The organism is Microbacterium testaceum (genome assembly GCF_003075375.1).
Classification (GTDB): Bacteria; Actinomycetota; Actinomycetes; order Actinomycetales; family Microbacteriaceae; genus Microbacterium; species Microbacterium testaceum_E.
The window spans coordinates 34078-48606 of the sequence record NZ_QDFT01000003.1 but is presented as its reverse complement, the minus strand read 5'-3'; the positions used below and the strand labels follow the sequence as shown (position 1 = coordinate 48606).

General features: G+C 71.1%; 16 protein-coding genes. 11 read left to right on the top strand and 5 right to left on the bottom strand.

Annotated elements, in window-relative coordinates:
* The first annotated feature begins 218 nt into the window (after positions 1 to 218).
* The 5 genes from DC432_RS01885 (at position 219) to DC432_RS01865 (ending at position 5804) form a co-directional block, all read left to right on the top strand.
* Complete coding sequence (locus tag DC432_RS01885) at positions 219 to 2516, top strand: polyribonucleotide nucleotidyltransferase (protein ID WP_116536448.1); 2298 nt, start codon at positions 219 to 221, stop codon at positions 2514 to 2516.
* A gap of 243 nt (positions 2517 to 2759) precedes the next feature.
* Positions 2760 to 3785, top strand: coding sequence for an aldo/keto reductase (locus DC432_RS01880; protein WP_116536447.1), 1026 nt, complete (start codon positions 2760 to 2762; stop codon positions 3783 to 3785).
* Positions 3786 to 3863: 78 nt separating this feature from the next.
* On the top strand, positions 3864 to 4466 hold the full coding sequence (locus DC432_RS01875; protein ID WP_108319481.1) for a histidine phosphatase family protein: 603 nt from the start codon (positions 3864 to 3866) through the stop codon (positions 4464 to 4466).
* A gap of 76 nt (positions 4467 to 4542) precedes the next feature.
* Positions 4543 to 5355 (top strand): 4-hydroxy-tetrahydrodipicolinate reductase, encoded by an 813-nt coding sequence (gene dapB, locus DC432_RS01870; RefSeq protein WP_116536446.1) that lies wholly within the window; start codon positions 4543 to 4545, stop codon positions 5353 to 5355.
* The gene (locus DC432_RS01865) at positions 5352 to 5804 is read left to right on the top strand and encodes a hypothetical protein (RefSeq protein ID WP_116536445.1); all 453 of its coding nucleotides are present in this window, start codon (positions 5352 to 5354) and stop codon (positions 5802 to 5804) included. Before dapB ends, DC432_RS01865 begins: the two co-directional genes overlap by 4 nt.
* Positions 5805 to 5855: 51 nt before the next feature.
* Here DC432_RS01865 and DC432_RS01860 read toward each other — a convergent pair whose 3' ends face one another.
* From DC432_RS01860 to DC432_RS01845, 4 genes are all read right to left on the bottom strand, one after another.
* Positions 5856 to 6773: a TIGR01777 family oxidoreductase gene (locus DC432_RS01860; protein WP_116536444.1), complete on the bottom strand. Its 918-nt coding sequence runs from the start codon at positions 6771 to 6773 to the stop codon at positions 5856 to 5858.
* A complete protein-coding gene (locus DC432_RS01855) occupies positions 6766 to 7191 on the bottom strand; it encodes an OsmC family peroxiredoxin (RefSeq protein ID WP_116536443.1) in 426 nt (141 codons plus the stop codon). The genes DC432_RS01860 and DC432_RS01855 overlap by 8 nt, the downstream gene beginning before the upstream one ends.
* 107 nt (positions 7192 to 7298) lie before the next feature.
* Positions 7299 to 7829 carry a DUF4395 domain-containing protein gene (locus tag DC432_RS01850; RefSeq protein WP_116536442.1) on the bottom strand — a complete coding sequence of 177 codons (531 nt, stop codon included), beginning with the start codon at positions 7827 to 7829 and terminating at the stop codon, positions 7299 to 7301.
* Positions 7822 to 8268, bottom strand: a complete 447-nt coding sequence (locus DC432_RS01845; protein WP_375136077.1) for a TlpA family protein disulfide reductase — start codon at positions 8266 to 8268, stop codon at positions 7822 to 7824. The genes DC432_RS01850 and DC432_RS01845 overlap by 8 nt, the downstream gene beginning before the upstream one ends.
* A 181-nt stretch (positions 8269 to 8449) precedes the next feature.
* Here DC432_RS01845 and DC432_RS01840 point away from each other — a divergent pair, with 181 nt between their 5' ends.
* The 3 genes from DC432_RS01840 to DC432_RS01830 are packed head-to-tail and all read left to right on the top strand — an operon-like array spanning position 8450 to position 10510.
* Positions 8450 to 9259 carry a thymidylate synthase gene (locus DC432_RS01840; protein WP_207770725.1) on the top strand — a complete coding sequence of 270 codons (810 nt, stop codon included), beginning with the start codon at positions 8450 to 8452 and terminating at the stop codon, positions 9257 to 9259.
* Positions 9256 to 9753, top strand: coding sequence for a dihydrofolate reductase (locus DC432_RS01835; RefSeq protein ID WP_116536440.1), 498 nt, complete (start codon positions 9256 to 9258; stop codon positions 9751 to 9753). Before DC432_RS01840 ends, DC432_RS01835 begins: the two co-directional genes overlap by 4 nt.
* 1 nt (position 9754) lies before the next feature.
* Positions 9755 to 10510, top strand: coding sequence for an SDR family NAD(P)-dependent oxidoreductase (locus tag DC432_RS01830; RefSeq protein ID WP_116536439.1), 756 nt, complete (start codon positions 9755 to 9757; stop codon positions 10508 to 10510).
* A 12-nt stretch (positions 10511 to 10522) separates the two neighbouring features.
* On the opposite strand, the gene DC432_RS01825 is transcribed toward DC432_RS01830, so the two are convergent.
* Positions 10523 to 11059 (bottom strand): NUDIX domain-containing protein, encoded by a 537-nt coding sequence (locus tag DC432_RS01825; protein ID WP_116536438.1) that lies wholly within the window; start codon positions 11057 to 11059, stop codon positions 10523 to 10525.
* Positions 11060 to 11158: 99 nt separating this feature from the next.
* Here DC432_RS01825 and dapA point away from each other — a divergent pair, with 99 nt between their 5' ends.
* The 3 genes from dapA (at position 11159) to DC432_RS01810 (ending at position 14497) form a co-directional block, all read left to right on the top strand.
* Positions 11159 to 12136 (top strand): 4-hydroxy-tetrahydrodipicolinate synthase, encoded by a 978-nt coding sequence (dapA, locus tag DC432_RS01820; RefSeq protein WP_058232286.1) that lies wholly within the window; start codon positions 11159 to 11161, stop codon positions 12134 to 12136.
* Between the two features lie 104 nt (positions 12137 to 12240).
* Positions 12241 to 13917 carry a ribonuclease J gene (locus tag DC432_RS01815; protein WP_108319459.1) on the top strand — a complete coding sequence of 559 codons (1677 nt, stop codon included), beginning with the start codon at positions 12241 to 12243 and terminating at the stop codon, positions 13915 to 13917.
* Positions 13918 to 14005: 88 nt separating this feature from the next.
* Positions 14006 to 14497, top strand: coding sequence for a GNAT family N-acetyltransferase (locus tag DC432_RS01810; protein WP_116536437.1), 492 nt, complete (start codon positions 14006 to 14008; stop codon positions 14495 to 14497).
* The last annotated feature ends 32 nt before the right edge of the window (positions 14498 to 14529 follow it).

Below are 14529 nucleotides of genomic sequence, written 5' to 3'. Positions count from 1 at the left end.
CCGCTCAATTCCATATGAGCTCACGGAGCAGGCCGGCAGACGCTGGTCCCCTGTGGTGGACTCCCCGTCGTCTCGCCGGGTGGTCGTCTACTGGTGGCCAGTCGCCGGGATTTCCGGGTCGATTCGTCGGCGCGCCCTTTCTGCCTGTTCCTGCTCCTTCGCATGTCAGCTCGTCGCCCACACGGGGCGGCGAGCCTAAACAAAGAAGGAGGGACCTCTTGGAAGGTCCAGAAATCACCGCCGCCGAAGCCGTTCTCGACAACGGCCGGTTCGGTACCCGCACCATCCGCTTCGAGACCGGTCGCCTGGCTCAGCAGGCCCAGGGCGCAGTCGCCGCCTACCTCGACGAAGAGACGATGCTCCTGTCGGCCACCAGCGCCGGCAAGCACCCGCGTGAAGGCTTCGACTTCTTCCCGCTGACCGTCGACGTCGAAGAGCGTTCGTACGCCGCCGGCAAGATCCCCGGCTCGTTCTTCCGCCGCGAGGGTCGCCCCTCGACCGAGGCCATCCTTGTCTGCCGCCTCATCGACCGTCCGCTGCGCCCGTCGTTCGTCGACGGCCTGCGCAACGAGGTCCAGATCGTCGTCACCGTCCTGTCGATCGCCCCCGGCGAGTTCTACGACGCCCTCGCGATCAACGCCGCGTCGATGTCGACCCAGATCTCGGGTCTGCCCTTCTCGGGCCCCATCGCGGGTGTGCGCCTGGCGCTCATCCCCGGCCAGGGCGAGCACGCCGACCAGTGGGTCGCGTTCCCGACCGTCACGCAGCTCGAGGACGCCGTCTTCGACCTGATCGTCGCGGGCCGCGTGCTCGACGACGGCGACGTCGCCATCATGATGGTGGAGGCCGAGGCCAGCGAGGGCTCCTGGAACATGATCAAGGGCGGCGCCACCAAGCCCAACGAGCAGGTCGTGGCCGAGGGCCTCGAGGCGGCCAAGCCGTTCCTGCGCCAGCTCGTCGACGCGCAGAACGAGGTCGCTCGGACCGCGTCGAAGGAGATCCAGCAGTTCCCGGTCTTCCCGGCCTACAGCCAGGAGACCTACGACTTCGTGGCCGGTCGCGCCTACGACCGTCTGGTGCCCGTGTACCAGATCGCCGACAAGCAGGACCGTCAGAACGCCGACGACGAGGTCAAGACCTCGGTCAAGGAGCAGCTGCTCGCCGCCGTCGAGTCGGGCGAACTGCCCGCCGTGGCCACGCTCGAGTTCAACGCCGCCTACAAGTCGGTCACGAAGACGATCGTGCGCGGCCGCATCCTGGCCGAGGGCGTCCGCATGGACGGCCGTGGTCTGGCCGACATCCGTCCGCTCGACGCCGAGGTGCAGGTCATCCCGCGCGTCCACGGTTCGGCGATCTTCCAGCGCGGTGAGACCCAGATCCTGGGCGTCACCACCCTGAACATGCTCAAGATGGAGCAGCAGATCGATTCGCTGTCGCCCATCACGAGCAAGCGCTACCTGCACCACTACAACTTCCCGCCCTACTCGACCGGTGAGACCGGCCGTGTCGGCAGCCCCAAGCGTCGCGAGATCGGGCACGGCTTCCTCGCCGAGCGCGCGCTCGTGCCGGTGCTGCCCAGCCGCGAGGAGTTCCCGTACGCGATCCGTCAGGTGTCCGAGGCGCTCGGCTCCAACGGTTCGACGTCGATGGGTTCGGTCTGCGCGTCGACCCTGTCGCTGCTGAACGCCGGTGTGCCTCTGCGCGCTCCCGTCGCCGGTATCGCGATGGGCCTGGTCACCGACGAGGTCGACGGCCAGACGCGCTACGCCGCGCTGACCGACATCCTCGGCGCCGAGGACGCCCTCGGCGACATGGACTTCAAGGTCGCGGGTACGTCGGAGTTCATCACGGCGATCCAGCTCGACACCAAGCTCGACGGCATCCCGTCGTCGGTGCTGGCGGCGGCGCTCACCCAGGCGAAAGAGGCTCGCCTCACGATCCTCAACGTCCTGAACGCCGCGATCGACGCTCCCGACGAGATGGCGCCGACCGCGCCCCGCGTCATCAGCGTCCAGATCCCGGTCGACAAGATCGGCGAGCTCATCGGCCCCAAGGGCAAGACGATCAACGCGATCCAGGACGAGACCGGCGCGCAGATCTCGATCGAAGAGGACGGCACCGTCTACATCGGTGCGACCGACGGCCCCTCGGCCGAGGCCGCCCGTGCCCAGGTCAACGCGATCGCCAACCCGACCAACCCCGAGGTGGGCGAGCAGTTCCTCGGAACCGTCGTCAAGATCGCGACCTTCGGCGCCTTCGTCTCGCTCCTGCCCGGCAAGGACGGCCTGCTGCACGTCAGCGAGGTCCGCAAGCTCGCCGGCGGCAAGCGCGTCGAGAACGTCGAGGACGTGCTCTCGGTCGGTCGCAAGATCCTCGTGCGCATCACGAAGATCGACGACCGCGGCAAGCTGTCGCTCGAGCCCGTGCTCGACGAGGACGCCACCACGCCCGAGCCGGCCGACACGCAGGGCTCGGCCGCCGCGAGCGAGGGTCCCGAGGCTCCCGCCGAGGGCTGATCCCGCCGTCAACGGATGCCCGTCCCGCCTCGTGCGGGGCGGGCATCCGTCGTGTGACGGGTGTGACTCGTGGGGCGGGCGTGACCGTGACGCGCGCAAGTGTTACGCAATGTTTATCGCCGAGCCGGGTGATTGAGCGGGCCCCCTCGGGTGAACGCCTACCCTCGGAAGTACGTCGGGGGGCGTGGCGATACGGGTCCGCCGTACCGACCTTCCCCGGCACCCGCATGAGGGGATCGCACCATGAGCGGCTCGGGCGTCGATGAGACGGCCTCGCCGCGCCTGCGTCGCGACCGGCCCCCTCACCCCTCCGCCCCCATCACCGTCCAGGGTCCGGGTCTCGGTGCGCACGTGCGCCGTCCGCTGGGCGAGACCGGGTTCGAGGTCTTCCCGATGTTCCTCGGCGGCGGCGAGTTCGGCTGGAACGTCGACGCGCGCGCGAGTCACGAGATCCTCGACGCGTACGCCGAGCTCGGCGGCAATGCGGTGCACACCGCCGACAGCTACGCCGCGGGGCGCAGCGAGTTCATCATCGGCGAGTGGATGCGCACGCGCCGGACGCGCGACGACACGGTCCTGACGGTTCGCGTCGGCGGCCACCCCGACAACCCCGGCCTCGACTCCGTCAACCTCGTCCGCGCGGTCGAGGCCTCTCTCACGCGTCTCGGCACCGACCGGATCGACGTGCTGTCGCTCGACGCGTCCCGCGGCGGTCGGGCGGTGCTCGAGGACACCCTGGCCACGAGCGAGTGGCTCGTCGAGTCGGGCAAGGTGCGCGCCGTCGGCGCCCACGGCTACACGGCTGCGCAGTTGGTCGAGGCGCGCATCCTCTCGTCGGCCGGTTACCCGCGCATCACGGTCCTCGACGTGCCGTACAACGTGCTGCGACGTGCGGAGTTCGACGGCGACGTGCGCCTCATCGCCACCGCGCAGAACATGGCGGTCACGCCCTCGCACCCGCTCGCGCACGGCTTCCTCGCGGGCGAGACACGCACACGCGGCCAGTCGACGCAGTCCGTTCGCGGCACGCAGGTGGCCGCCCACCTCAACCGCCGCGGCTCGCGCGTGCTGCGCGCGCTCGATGCCGTCGGCGGCGAACTGGGCATCCCGGATGCCGCGGTCGCCCTGGCCTGGCTGCTCGCCCAGAAGATCGTCACCGCCCCCATCGTCAACGCCTTCGCTCCCCGCCACGTCGCCGAGTGCATGCGTGCCGTGGGCGTGCGTCTGAGCCGGTCGCAGCTGTCGGATATCGCGCGCGCCGCCGAGTGACGGCCGGCCCCGTCGGGCCGTGACGTAGGCTGGAAGCACGGCCGGGGGAACGGCGGATCGACGACGGAGTGAGCTGACGTGACGCACTACATCTACCTGGTGCGCCATGGCGAGCACCAGGATGCCGAGCACGGCCTCACCGACGGCCCCCTCTCTCCGCGAGGGCAGCGCCAGGCCGCGCTGCTCGCCGATCGCCTGTCCGGACTGCCGCTGGACGCCGTCTGGCACTCGCCCCTCGAGCGGGCCGCCCAGACCGCCCGCGCCGTGGCCGATCGCCTGCCCGCCGTCTCGCCCGAGTCCTCGGCGCTGCTGTTCGACTGCGTGCCCACCGGCATGACCCCCGAGACCCCCGCCGCCTACGAGCCCTTCTTCGGCTCGGTCACCGAGGCCGAGGTCGACGCCGGTCGCGCCCAGATGGCCGACGCGACGGCCGAGTTCCTCGCTCGCAAGACGGGCGAGGTGCACGAGCTCGTCATCACCCACAACTTCGTCATCTCGTGGTTCGTCCGCGAGGTGCTCCAGGCGCCCGAGTGGCGCTGGATGACGATCAACCAGGCCTACTGCGGCCTCACGGTGATCGCGCAGAAGAAGGGCCGCCCCTGGACGCTGCTCTCGCACAACGACCTGGCGCACCTGCCGGTCGAGCTGCGCACGGGACTCATCGATCCGCTCCCCGTCTGATCCGAGGATGCCGCGCCCGGCGCGTCCGCCCGGTGCCGCCGCCACGACGTCGGCGCACCCGCCTAGGCTGGAACGCATGACGACGCGTGTGGCCATCGTGGGTGGGACCGGCAAGCTGGGCGGAGTGATCCGCGAGGTCGTCGAGGCCGAAGAGGGGTACGAGGTCTCGGCCGTGCTGGGTTCGCGTTCCGACCTCGGCGATCTCGACGGCGCCGACCTGGTGATCGACGCCTCGACCCCCGCCGCGTCGATCGACGTCGTGCGCGCCGCGGTCGAACGCGGCATCAACGTGCTGATCGGCACCTCGGGGTGGTCGAACGAGCGCATCGCCCTCGTCCGCCCCCTGGTGGATGCCGCCGGCACGGGCGCCGTCTTCATCCCCAACTTCTCCCTGGGCTCGGTGATCGGCAGCGCCATCGCGGCCGCCGCCGCGCCGTTCTTCCCCTCGATCGAGATCGTCGAGGCCCATCGCGAGACGAAGATCGACTCGCCCAGCGGCACCGCCGTCCGCACGGCCGAGCTGATCGCCGCGGCACGCGCCGACGTGGGTCCGGTCGAGTCGCCCCACGTCGATCAGCGGGCCCGCGGACAGCGGGTGGCGTCGGTGCCGATCCACTCGCTGCGCCGACCGGGTGTGGTCGCGCGCCAGGAGACGGTGCTGTCGGGGGCGGGGGAGTCGTTGACGATCGTTCACGACACGATCGACCCGACCACGGCGTACGCGCCCGGCATCCGTATCGCCCTGGCTGCGGCGCGCGAGGCGCGCGGGGTCGTGGTCGGCCTCGACAGCTTCATCGACATCGGCGTGCGCACGCGGCCGGTGCGGGCCGAGGCGCCCATCGCCGACGGCGATGTGTCCGGTCAGGTCGCGAGCGCCACCAGCGCATGAGGGTTCGTCTCGCCGTCGCCCTCATGACGGTCCTGCTGCTGCTGTACGTCTTCCTCGCCGGGCAGCGCGCCGTCGTCCTGCTGGGCAGCGGTGAGACGGTCGGCGTGGTGATGGGCGTGGCCCTGATCGTCCTGCCGTTGCTGGCCCTGTGGGCGATCGGTCGGGAGCTCTGGTTCGGTGTGCGCGCGCAGCGCCTGGGGGAGCGACTGGATGCCGAGGGCGGGCTCCCCGACGAGAATCTGCCGGTACGGCCCAGCGGGCGCATCGAGCGCGCGGACGGCGACGCCCTGTTCCCGCAGTACCGGGCGGACGTCGAGCAGCACCCCGCGGATTGGCGCGCGCGGTACCGGCTCGCCCTCGCGTACGACGCCGCGGGCGACCGCAGACGGGCACGCGAGGCGGTCCGGACGGCGATCCGACTCGAGGCCGAGGAACGTCGCGGAGGGTGACCCGCCCTCGCCCCGCGGATCGTCGCGATCCGGGGGCGCGGGCGTGATCGGTCAGTCCCCGGGCGCGGGGACGGCGGAGGCGATCGCTTCTTCGACCGTGCGGTGCGTGAAGGTGTAGCCGGTGTCCTCGAGCACGGTGGGGCGCACGTCGGCGTCCGAGGTGAGCAGGGCCTCGGTCGCGTCTTTTCCGAGGGCCAGCTTGACCCCCCACACGGGAGCGCGGAGCACGTACGGGCGGTTCATCCGCTGCGCGAGCGCGAAGCCGAGGTCGTTGGCGGTCGCGCGCGTCGGACCGGTGAGGTTGACGGGACCGGCGATGTCGGAATCGATGACGTGGCGGATGGCACGCACTTCGTCGTCGAGCGAGATCCACGGCCAGACCTGCGTGCCCCGCCCGATCGGACCCGAGACGCCGAGCTTGGTCAACAGCAGCAGGGGCTTGAGCACGCCCTGTTCGTGCACGACGGGAGCGGTGCGCAGCAGCGCGACGCGCGCCTTGTCGCCGGCGTCGCGCGCGGCCGCCTCCCAATCGACGCAGATGTCGGCGAGCAGGCCCGAGCCGCGGTCCGAGGACTCCGTCAGCACGACGCGCGGCTGCGAGCCGTAGAAGCCCGTGGCACTGGCGTTGACGAGCGCCGGCGCGTCGTCGCCGAGCGCGCGGACGGCGGCGGCGAGCGTCCGCGTCGGCGTGACGCGCGACCACAGCAGAGTGGACTTGTACGACGGGGTCCACGGGAAGTGCCCGATCGACGCGCCGTTGAGGCACACGACCGCGTCGGCGCCGGCGATGACGTCGGGGTCGAGCGGGGCGGCATCCTGCAGCCACTGACGCTCGTGGGGACCCGACGGCGCGTGACGCACGAGCGAGGTGACCTCGGCGCCGTCCGCCCGCAGGGAGTCGACGAGGGCCGAGCCGATCAGGCCCGACGCGCCGGCGATGACGACGCGTCGGGCCGGGGACTCAGGCAAGCGTGGCCTCGAGCGTGATGTCGATGCCCGTCAGCGCCTGCGACACCGGGCAGTTGGCCTTGGCGTCGGCGGCGATCTTCTGGAACGTCTCGTCGTCGAGGCCGGGGACCACGGCGTTGACGTTGAGGTGACTGCCCGAGATGCCGGTGCCGGGCTTGAAGGTGATGGATGCCGTGGTGTCCACCGAGGTGGGCGGGGTGCCGTTGTCGGCCAGGGCGTTGGACAGCGCCATGCTGAAGCACGCCGAGTGCGCTCCGGCGATGAGCTCCTCGGGCGTGGTGACCGAGTTCGAGCCCTCGCTGCGGGCCTTCCAGTTGACGTCGAACGTGCCGATGCCCGACGAGGTGAAGGTGACCTCACCCGATCCCTCGAACAGGCTGCCCTTCCAGGCGGTGGTGGCTTCGCTCGTGACGGCCATGGGGAACCTCCGTTTGTCTCGGCGCGATCCGGGGCGACCGCGACGCGGCCAGCCTAATCAGACCCTCCGACACCCGCGGGGTCTTGACAGCCCGACCGCGGCGAGGCTCAGGCGGCGGCGGGTCCCCGGCGTCCGATCAGGCCCGCACGCTGCAGGACGAGGTACAGCTGGCATCCCAGGCACAGTCCGAAGATGGCGTTGAGGAAGGCGGCCACGAAGGCCATCGCGGCGGCGATCGGCAGCGCCCACGGCACACCGGCCAGGTGCAGCACGAGGCCGATCCCCGTGACGAACAGGCCCACGCCCTGGGCGAACCGCGGGGGACGCGGGTCCTCGAACGCGGTCGGCGGGGCCAGGCGCGGCTGCACCGCGCGGCGGTACAGCACGCCCCACGGGGCGGTGCGCGGAGCGGCGACGCCCCAGACGAACAGCAGCGCGATGACGAGCACGAGCAGGAAGCCGGGGTCGGCGGCGCGTTCCGCCACGGACGCGGCCGAGACCGACCATTCGCCGCCGGCGTCCTGGCGCTGCGTCGAGACGCCGATCAAACTGAGCAGGGTCGCGACGAGCAGGAGGACGGCGGTGATGGATGCCGCGAAGCGCGGGCCGCGCGCGTCGATGCGGGAGACGTCAGCCACGGGTGGACTCCTTCTGCAGGGTGTCGAGTTCGAGTTCGACGACGGCGCGACCCGGCGTGCCGCCGAAGCGGGTGCGGACGACGCCGCGGCGGTCGAGGACGAGCGTCGTGGGGGTCTGCAGCACCCGGAAGTGCTGCGCGATGTCGGGGCGGTGCGTCAGGTCGACGTCGAGGTGGCGGACGCCCTCTCGCGCGTCGGCGACCTCGGACAGCATGCGGTGCACACCGGGGCAGCGCGAGCACATCTCGGTGCTGAACTGCAGCAGGGTCGCTTCGTCGCCCAGGGCATCGGCGCCGAGGCGGCGGGGGTCGACGACCTCGGCGGAGTCGACGGTGCGCGCGCGTCCCTGACGTCGGCGCGCCACCAGACCGGCGGCCGTCGAGATGACGACGAGCGCCGCGATCGCGAGGAGGGCGAGGGTCGGGTCCACGACGAGCAAGGCTAATGCGCGTGGATGGATCGCGGGCCGATGAGTCTCTGCATGACGCGATCGCCCAGGATCCTCTCGGCGCGGACTCAGTGGCATCCGGTGCGAGCACGGTTCCTCCCCACGGGCGGCGGCGCCCCGCGGGCTGTTCTCGCCCCCGGTCGTCGTGCAGCGGCGGGGTATCGTGAAGCGCGTGACCGCCGCCATCCCGACGCCCTACGAAGACCTGCTCCGCGACGTCCTCGCCGCGGGCGTGCACAAGTCCGATCGCACCGGAACGGGCACGACGAGCGTGTTCGGCCGGCAGATCCGTTTCGACCTCGCCGAGGGCTTCCCCCTCATCACGACCAAGCGCGTGCATCTCAAGTCGATCGTCTACGAGCTGCTGTGGTTCCTGCGCGGCGAATCGAACGTCGCCTGGCTGCAGCACAACGGCGTGAGCATCTGGGACGAGTGGGCCGACGCCGACGGCGAGCTCGGCCCCGTCTACGGCGTGCAGTGGCGCTCCTGGCCCACCGCCGACGGCGGGACGATCGACCAGATCGCGCAGGTGGTCGAGCAGATCCGCCGCGACCCCGACTCGCGCCGCCTGATCGTGTCGGCATGGAACCCCGCCGACATCCCCGACATGGCCCTCGCCCCGTGCCACGCGCTGTTCCAGTTCTACGTCGCGGACGGCAAGCTGTCGTGCCAGCTCTACCAGCGCAGCGCCGACATGTTCCTCGGGGTGCCCTTCAACATCGCCTCCTACGCGCTGCTGACACTCATGGTCGCGCAGCAGACGGGTCTCGAGCCCGGCGAGTTCGTGTGGACCGGCGGCGACTGCCACGTCTACGACAACCACCGCGAACAGGTCGCCGAGCAGCTCTCGCGCGAGCCGTTCCCGTACCCCACGCTGCGTTTCGCGCGCACGCCCGCGTCGATCTTCGACTACACCTTCGACGACATCGTGGTCGAGGGGTATCAGCACCACCCGGCCATCCGCGCGGCCGTCGCGGTATGACCGCGGTCGGGCTCATCTGGGCCGAGGCGCGCGGGGGCGTCATCGGTGCCGATGGCGGGATGCCGTGGCACGTCCCCGAGGACCTGGCCCACTTCCGCGCGGTCACCGGCGCGCACGACGTCGTCATGGGCCGCCGCACGTGGGAGTCCCTGCCGCCGCGCTTCCGTCCCCTTCCGGGACGCCGCAACATCGTCGTGACCCGCTCCGAGACCTGGACCGAGACCGGCGCCGAACGGGCCGGCTCGCTCGACGAGGCCCTCGCCCTGGCCGACGGCCCCGAGGTGTGGGTCATCGGAGGAGGGATGCTGTACGCCGAGGCGATCAACCGCGCCGACGTGCTCGAGGTGACACGCCTCGATCTCGAGGTCGCGGGCGACACCCACGCCCCCTCGACCGACGGGTGGCGCCTCGCCGCCGCCGAGCCCGACACGGGATGGCAGGCCTCGCGCGACGGCATCCGCTACCGCTTCGAGACCTACCGACGAGAGGACTGACATGGCGCGCACGGCACTGATCACGGGGGCGAGCTCGGGGCTGGGTGCGGAGTTCGCGCGACAGCTCGCCGCGCGCGGTGCCGATGTGGTCCTCGTCGCCCGCGATCGCGCGGCCCTCGAGACCGTCGCCGCCGACATCCGCTCCCGCCACGGCCGCGAGGTCGAGGTGCTGGTCGCCGATCTGCTCGACGCCGAGGCGCTCGCCGCGGTCGAGGCCCGGGTCGCGAGCGGCATCGACGTGCTGATCAACAACGCCGGTTTCGGTCTCGATCTCGATTTCGCGTCCACCCCGATCGACGACGAGGTGCGCCACCTGCGCCTGCACGTCGAGGTCGCGATGCGCCTCGCCCACGCGGCCCTGCCGGCGATGCTCGAGCGGGGGAGCGGTCGCATCGTGAACGTCGCCTCGGTGGCCGGGTTCGTCCCGCGCGGCACCTACGGCGCGGCCAAGGGCTGGCTCATCTCGTTCAGCCGCTGGGCCAACGTCGCCTACGGCCCCCGCGGCGTCACCGTGACCGCCGTGTGTCCGGGGTTCGTGCACACCGACTTCCACGCGCGACTCGGCCTCCCGCCGGGCCGCGAGGGCGTGCCCGACCGCATGTGGCTCGACGCGGGCACGGTCGTGCGCGAGGGTCTGCGCGACGCCGCGCGGGGACGCTCGGTGTCGGTGCCGTCGTGGCGCTACAAGGCGCTGGTGGCGGGCTCCCGGCTGCTCCCCGACGCGCTGGTCGTCCGCGCGGCCTCGCGCGGCCGCTGACGACGGCGTCGATCAGCGGAAGCGACCCAGCCGGATCCCCGCCAGGGCGAGGGCGCCGATCGTCTCGCCGTCGGTGATCCGCCCCTCGGCGACGAGCGCGAGGGCGTCCGCGAAGGGGATCCACCGCACGGCGTCGATCCCCTCCTCGCGCTGCGAGGCCGCGGCATCCGTCACCGTCAGTCCCCGGGCGAGGAAGACGTACTCGCGCGCGTCGGCGATCCCGTTGAGGGCGTTCATGCGTCCGAGGTCGTGCCATTCGGATGCCGTGACCCCCGCCTCCTCGAGCAGTTCGCGCTGCGCCGCCACCAGGGGATCCTCGCCATCCGACCCGCCGGCCGGCACCTCCAGCGAGCGTCCCGTCGTGTACCGCTCGAGCTCGACGAAGCAGATGCGCTCGGCGTCGTCGAGCGCGACGACGAACACGGCGGGGTGCTGCATCCGCACGACGCCGTAGATCCCGTCGCCGTGCGGGCCGGTCACCTCGTCCTCGCGCACGTGGATCCAGCGGTTCTCGTACACGGTGCGCGTCGCGCGGGTGGTCCAGGTCACCCCGCCACCCTAGGACCCGCGCGCCGCGGGTCACGCATTGTTCACCGCCCGCGCCCGGCACGCCGGGGAGGGCGCGCCGCGAACCGATAACCTGGGACCATGACGCACTCCGGCAATCCCTTCGGTCAGGTGCTCGTCGCGCTCATCACCCCGATGACCGCCGACGGCGAAGTCGATTGGCCCGCCACCGAGAAGCACATCGACGACGTCATCACGGCCGGTGCCGACGGCATCGTCGTGACCGGCACCACGGGCGAGACCTCGACGCTCACCGACCCCGAGAAGCTGCGTCTGGTCGAGGTCGGAAAGAGCGTGTCGGCCGGACGCGCCAAAATCATCACCGGCGGCGGCTCGAACGAGACCGCGCACGCGATCGAGCTGTACAAGGCCAGCGAGAAGGCCGGGGCCGACGGCATCATGATCGTCACGCCCTACTACAACAAGCCGACCCAGGCCGGCATCCTGACCCATTTCCGTCTCGTCGCCGACGCCACAGACCTGCCGGTGATCCTGTACGACATCCCCGGCCGCACCGGCGTGCCCATCAAGTACGAGACGATCCTGCGTCTGGCCAAGCACCCCAACATCCTCGCCATCAAAGACGCCAAGGGCGACTTCAGCGAGGTCAGCCGTGTGCTCAACCAGACCGACCTCATGTATTTCTCGGGCGACGACGCCAACGTGCTGCCGCACCTGTCGATCGGGGCGTCCGGACTCATCGGCGTGACCGCGAACATCGCCGCCGCGCCCTACCGCACGATCGTGGATGCCGTGAACGCCGGCGACCTGGCCTCGGCCACCGCCGCGCACAAGGGCCTCGAGCCGCTCGTGCGCGCCGTCATGACGCACGTGCCCGGCACGGTCGCGGCCAAGTACATCCTGCACGGCCTCGGCCGTATCGGAAGCCCCCGCGTCCGCCTGCCCCTGGTCGGGCCGGAGGAGTGGGAGGCCGCCGTCATCGAAGACGAACTGGCCCTCGTGAAGAACGTGGCCGGCGCCGACTTCTCCAACTTCCGCCCCGACCGCAACGCGGCCGCCGGCGGTGCCCTGCCGAAGGTGCACGGCACGACGAGATAAGCATCGGCGTCCGCCGATCCGCGGCCCGGGACGCCACACCACAGGATGCCGTCACCGGCATCCGAGAGAAGGGATGCCGTGAATCGGCATCCGAGGAGGCTCGAATGCCCACTACCCCCTACGACCCGCCCGCTCTCGCCGCCGGCACCCTCCGCGTCATCCCGCTCGGCGGCCTCGGCGAGGTCGGTCGCAACATGACCGTCTTCGAGTACGACGGCAAGCTGCTCGTCGTCGACTGCGGCGTGCTGTTCCCCGAGGAGCACCAGCCGGGCGTCGATCTGATCCTGCCCGACTTCGAGCCGATCCGGCACCGCCTCGACGACATCGTCGGCGTCGTGCTCACGCACGGCCACGAGGACCACATCGGCGCCGTCCCGTACCTGCTCAAGCTCAAGGGCGACATCCCCCTCATCGGTTCGGGCCTCACGCTGGCCCTCATCGAGGCCAAGCTCAAAGAGCACCGCATCCGCCCCTACACGCTCACCGTGGCCGAGGGGCAGCGCGAGCAGGTCGGACCGTTCGACCTCGAGTTCGTGGCCGTCAACCACTCCATCCCTGACGCCCTCGCCGTGGCGATCCGCACGCCCGCGGGCCTCGTGCTGGCCACCGGCGACTTCAAGATGGACCAGCTGCCGCTCGACGGACGCATCACCGACCTGCGCGCGTTCGCCCGCCTCGGCGAAGAGGGCGTCGACCTGTTCCTCGTGGACTCCACGAACGCGGACGTCCCCGGCTTCACGCCCACCGAGCGCGGAATCGGTCCGGTGCTCGACCAGGTGATCGCCAAGGCGCCGCGACGCGTGGTCGTGGCCAGCTTCTCGAGCCACGTGCACCGCGTGCAGCAGGTGCTCGATGCCGCGCACGCGAACGGGCGCCGCGTGGCGCTGCTCGGCCGCAGCATGGTGCGCAACATGGGGATCGCGGCCGACCTGGGCTACCTCAACGTGCCCGACGGCGTGCTCATCGACTACAAGAAGGCGCGCGACCTGCCCGACGACAAGATCGTCTACATGTCGACCGGATCGCAGGGCGAGCCGATGGCGGTCCTGAGCCGCATGGCCAACCTCGACCACGCGATCGAGCCGGGCGAGGGCGACACGATCATCCTGGCGTCCAGCCAGATCCCCGGCAACGAGAACGCGATCTACCGCGTGATCGACGGTCTCACCAAGCTCGGCGCGACCGTCGTGCACAAGGGCAACGCCAAGGTGCACGTCTCGGGTCACGCCGCGGCGGGCGAGCTGCTGTACTGCTACAACATCCTCAAGCCCAAGAACGTCCTTCCCGTGCACGGCGAGTACCGCCACCTCATGGCCAACGCCAAGCTCGCTCGCGAGACCGGCATCCCCGAGAAGAACACGATCCTCGGCGAGAACGGCACCGTCGTCGACCTGCGCGACGGCGTCGCCGAGGTCGTCGGCCAGGTCGACATCGGCTTCGTGTACGTCGACGGCTCGTCGGTGGGAGAGATCACGGATGCCGACCTCAAGGACCGCCGGATCCTCGGCGAAGAGGGGTTCATCTCGGTGATCGTCGTCGTCGACTCGGCCACCGGCAAGATCGTCTCGGGGCCCGAGATCCACGCTCGCGGCTTCGCCGAGGACGACAAGGTCTTCGACAGCGTCAAGCCGAAGATCGCCGCGGCGCTCACCGAGGCCGCCTCCTCGGGCGTGCGCGACAACCACGCCCTGTCGCAGGTCGTGCGTCGCACGATCGGTCGTTGGGTCAACCAGTCGTTGCGTCGTCGACCGATGATCGTGCCCCTGGTCATCGAGGCCTGAGTCCTCTCACGAAGCGCCGCGGGTGAGCCCGCGGCGCTTCGTCGTCCCCGGGTCCGCGGCGGGGCGCGCGGATCGCTATCATGCGGGCATGTCCGCTCTCCCGATCCGCGCGGCTGTCCGATCCGACGGTGCCTTCCTCGCCGACATGACGGTCGAAGCCGCGACCTGGCGCGCCGGGGCCGTACGTCCGCGCCACGAGGTGCTCAGCAGTCCCGAGCACAGTCGCTACATCGCCGGGTGGATGCGACCGGGCGATGCGGGCTTCGTCGCGGAGTCGCCCACGGGTGAGCCCGTCGGTGCCGCCTGGTATCGCATGCTCCCTCGCGACGAGCCGGGGTTCGGCTGGGTGGGCACGGGCGTGCCGGAGCTCATCATCGGGGTGAGGCCCGTGTGGCGCGCGCACGGGACCGGACGGGCGCTGCTGCAGCGTCTGGTGGACCACGCGCGCACGCAGGGCTTCGCCCGGATCAGTCTGAGCGTCGAGCGCGACAACTACGCGGTGTCGCTGTACCGCTCCGAGGGCTTCGCCGTGGTGCGTCGGGGGATCGGGCGCGACGCGATGGTCAAGCGACTGCGCTGAATCCCGCGTCGGTCCGAGCGAATGTCGGCGGT

Excerpts from the sequence above, each read along its gene's own strand:
- DC432_RS01880 (WP_116536447.1), top strand. The coding sequence starts at position 2,760 with ATGAGCGGCTCGGGCGTCGATGAGACGGCCTCGCCGCGCCTGCGTCGC.
- DC432_RS01865 (WP_116536445.1), top strand. The coding sequence starts at position 5,352 with ATGAGGGTTCGTCTCGCCGTCGCCCTCATGACGGTCCTGCTGCTGCTG.
- dapB (WP_116536446.1), top strand. The coding sequence starts at position 4,543 with ATGACGACGCGTGTGGCCATCGTGGGTGGGACCGGCAAGCTGGGCGGA.
- DC432_RS01830 (WP_116536439.1), top strand. The coding sequence starts at position 9,755 with ATGGCGCGCACGGCACTGATCACGGGGGCGAGCTCGGGGCTGGGTGCG.
- DC432_RS01810 (WP_116536437.1), top strand. The coding sequence starts at position 14,006 with ATGTCCGCTCTCCCGATCCGCGCGGCTGTCCGATCCGACGGTGCCTTC.
- dapA (WP_058232286.1), top strand. The coding sequence starts at position 11,159 with ATGACGCACTCCGGCAATCCCTTCGGTCAGGTGCTCGTCGCGCTCATC.
- DC432_RS01855 (WP_116536443.1), bottom strand. The coding sequence starts at position 7,191 with ATGGCCGTCACGAGCGAAGCCACCACCGCCTGGAAGGGCAGCCTGTTC.
- DC432_RS01815 (WP_108319459.1), top strand. The coding sequence starts at position 12,241 with ATGCCCACTACCCCCTACGACCCGCCCGCTCTCGCCGCCGGCACCCTC.
- DC432_RS01835 (WP_116536440.1), top strand. The coding sequence starts at position 9,256 with ATGACCGCGGTCGGGCTCATCTGGGCCGAGGCGCGCGGGGGCGTCATC.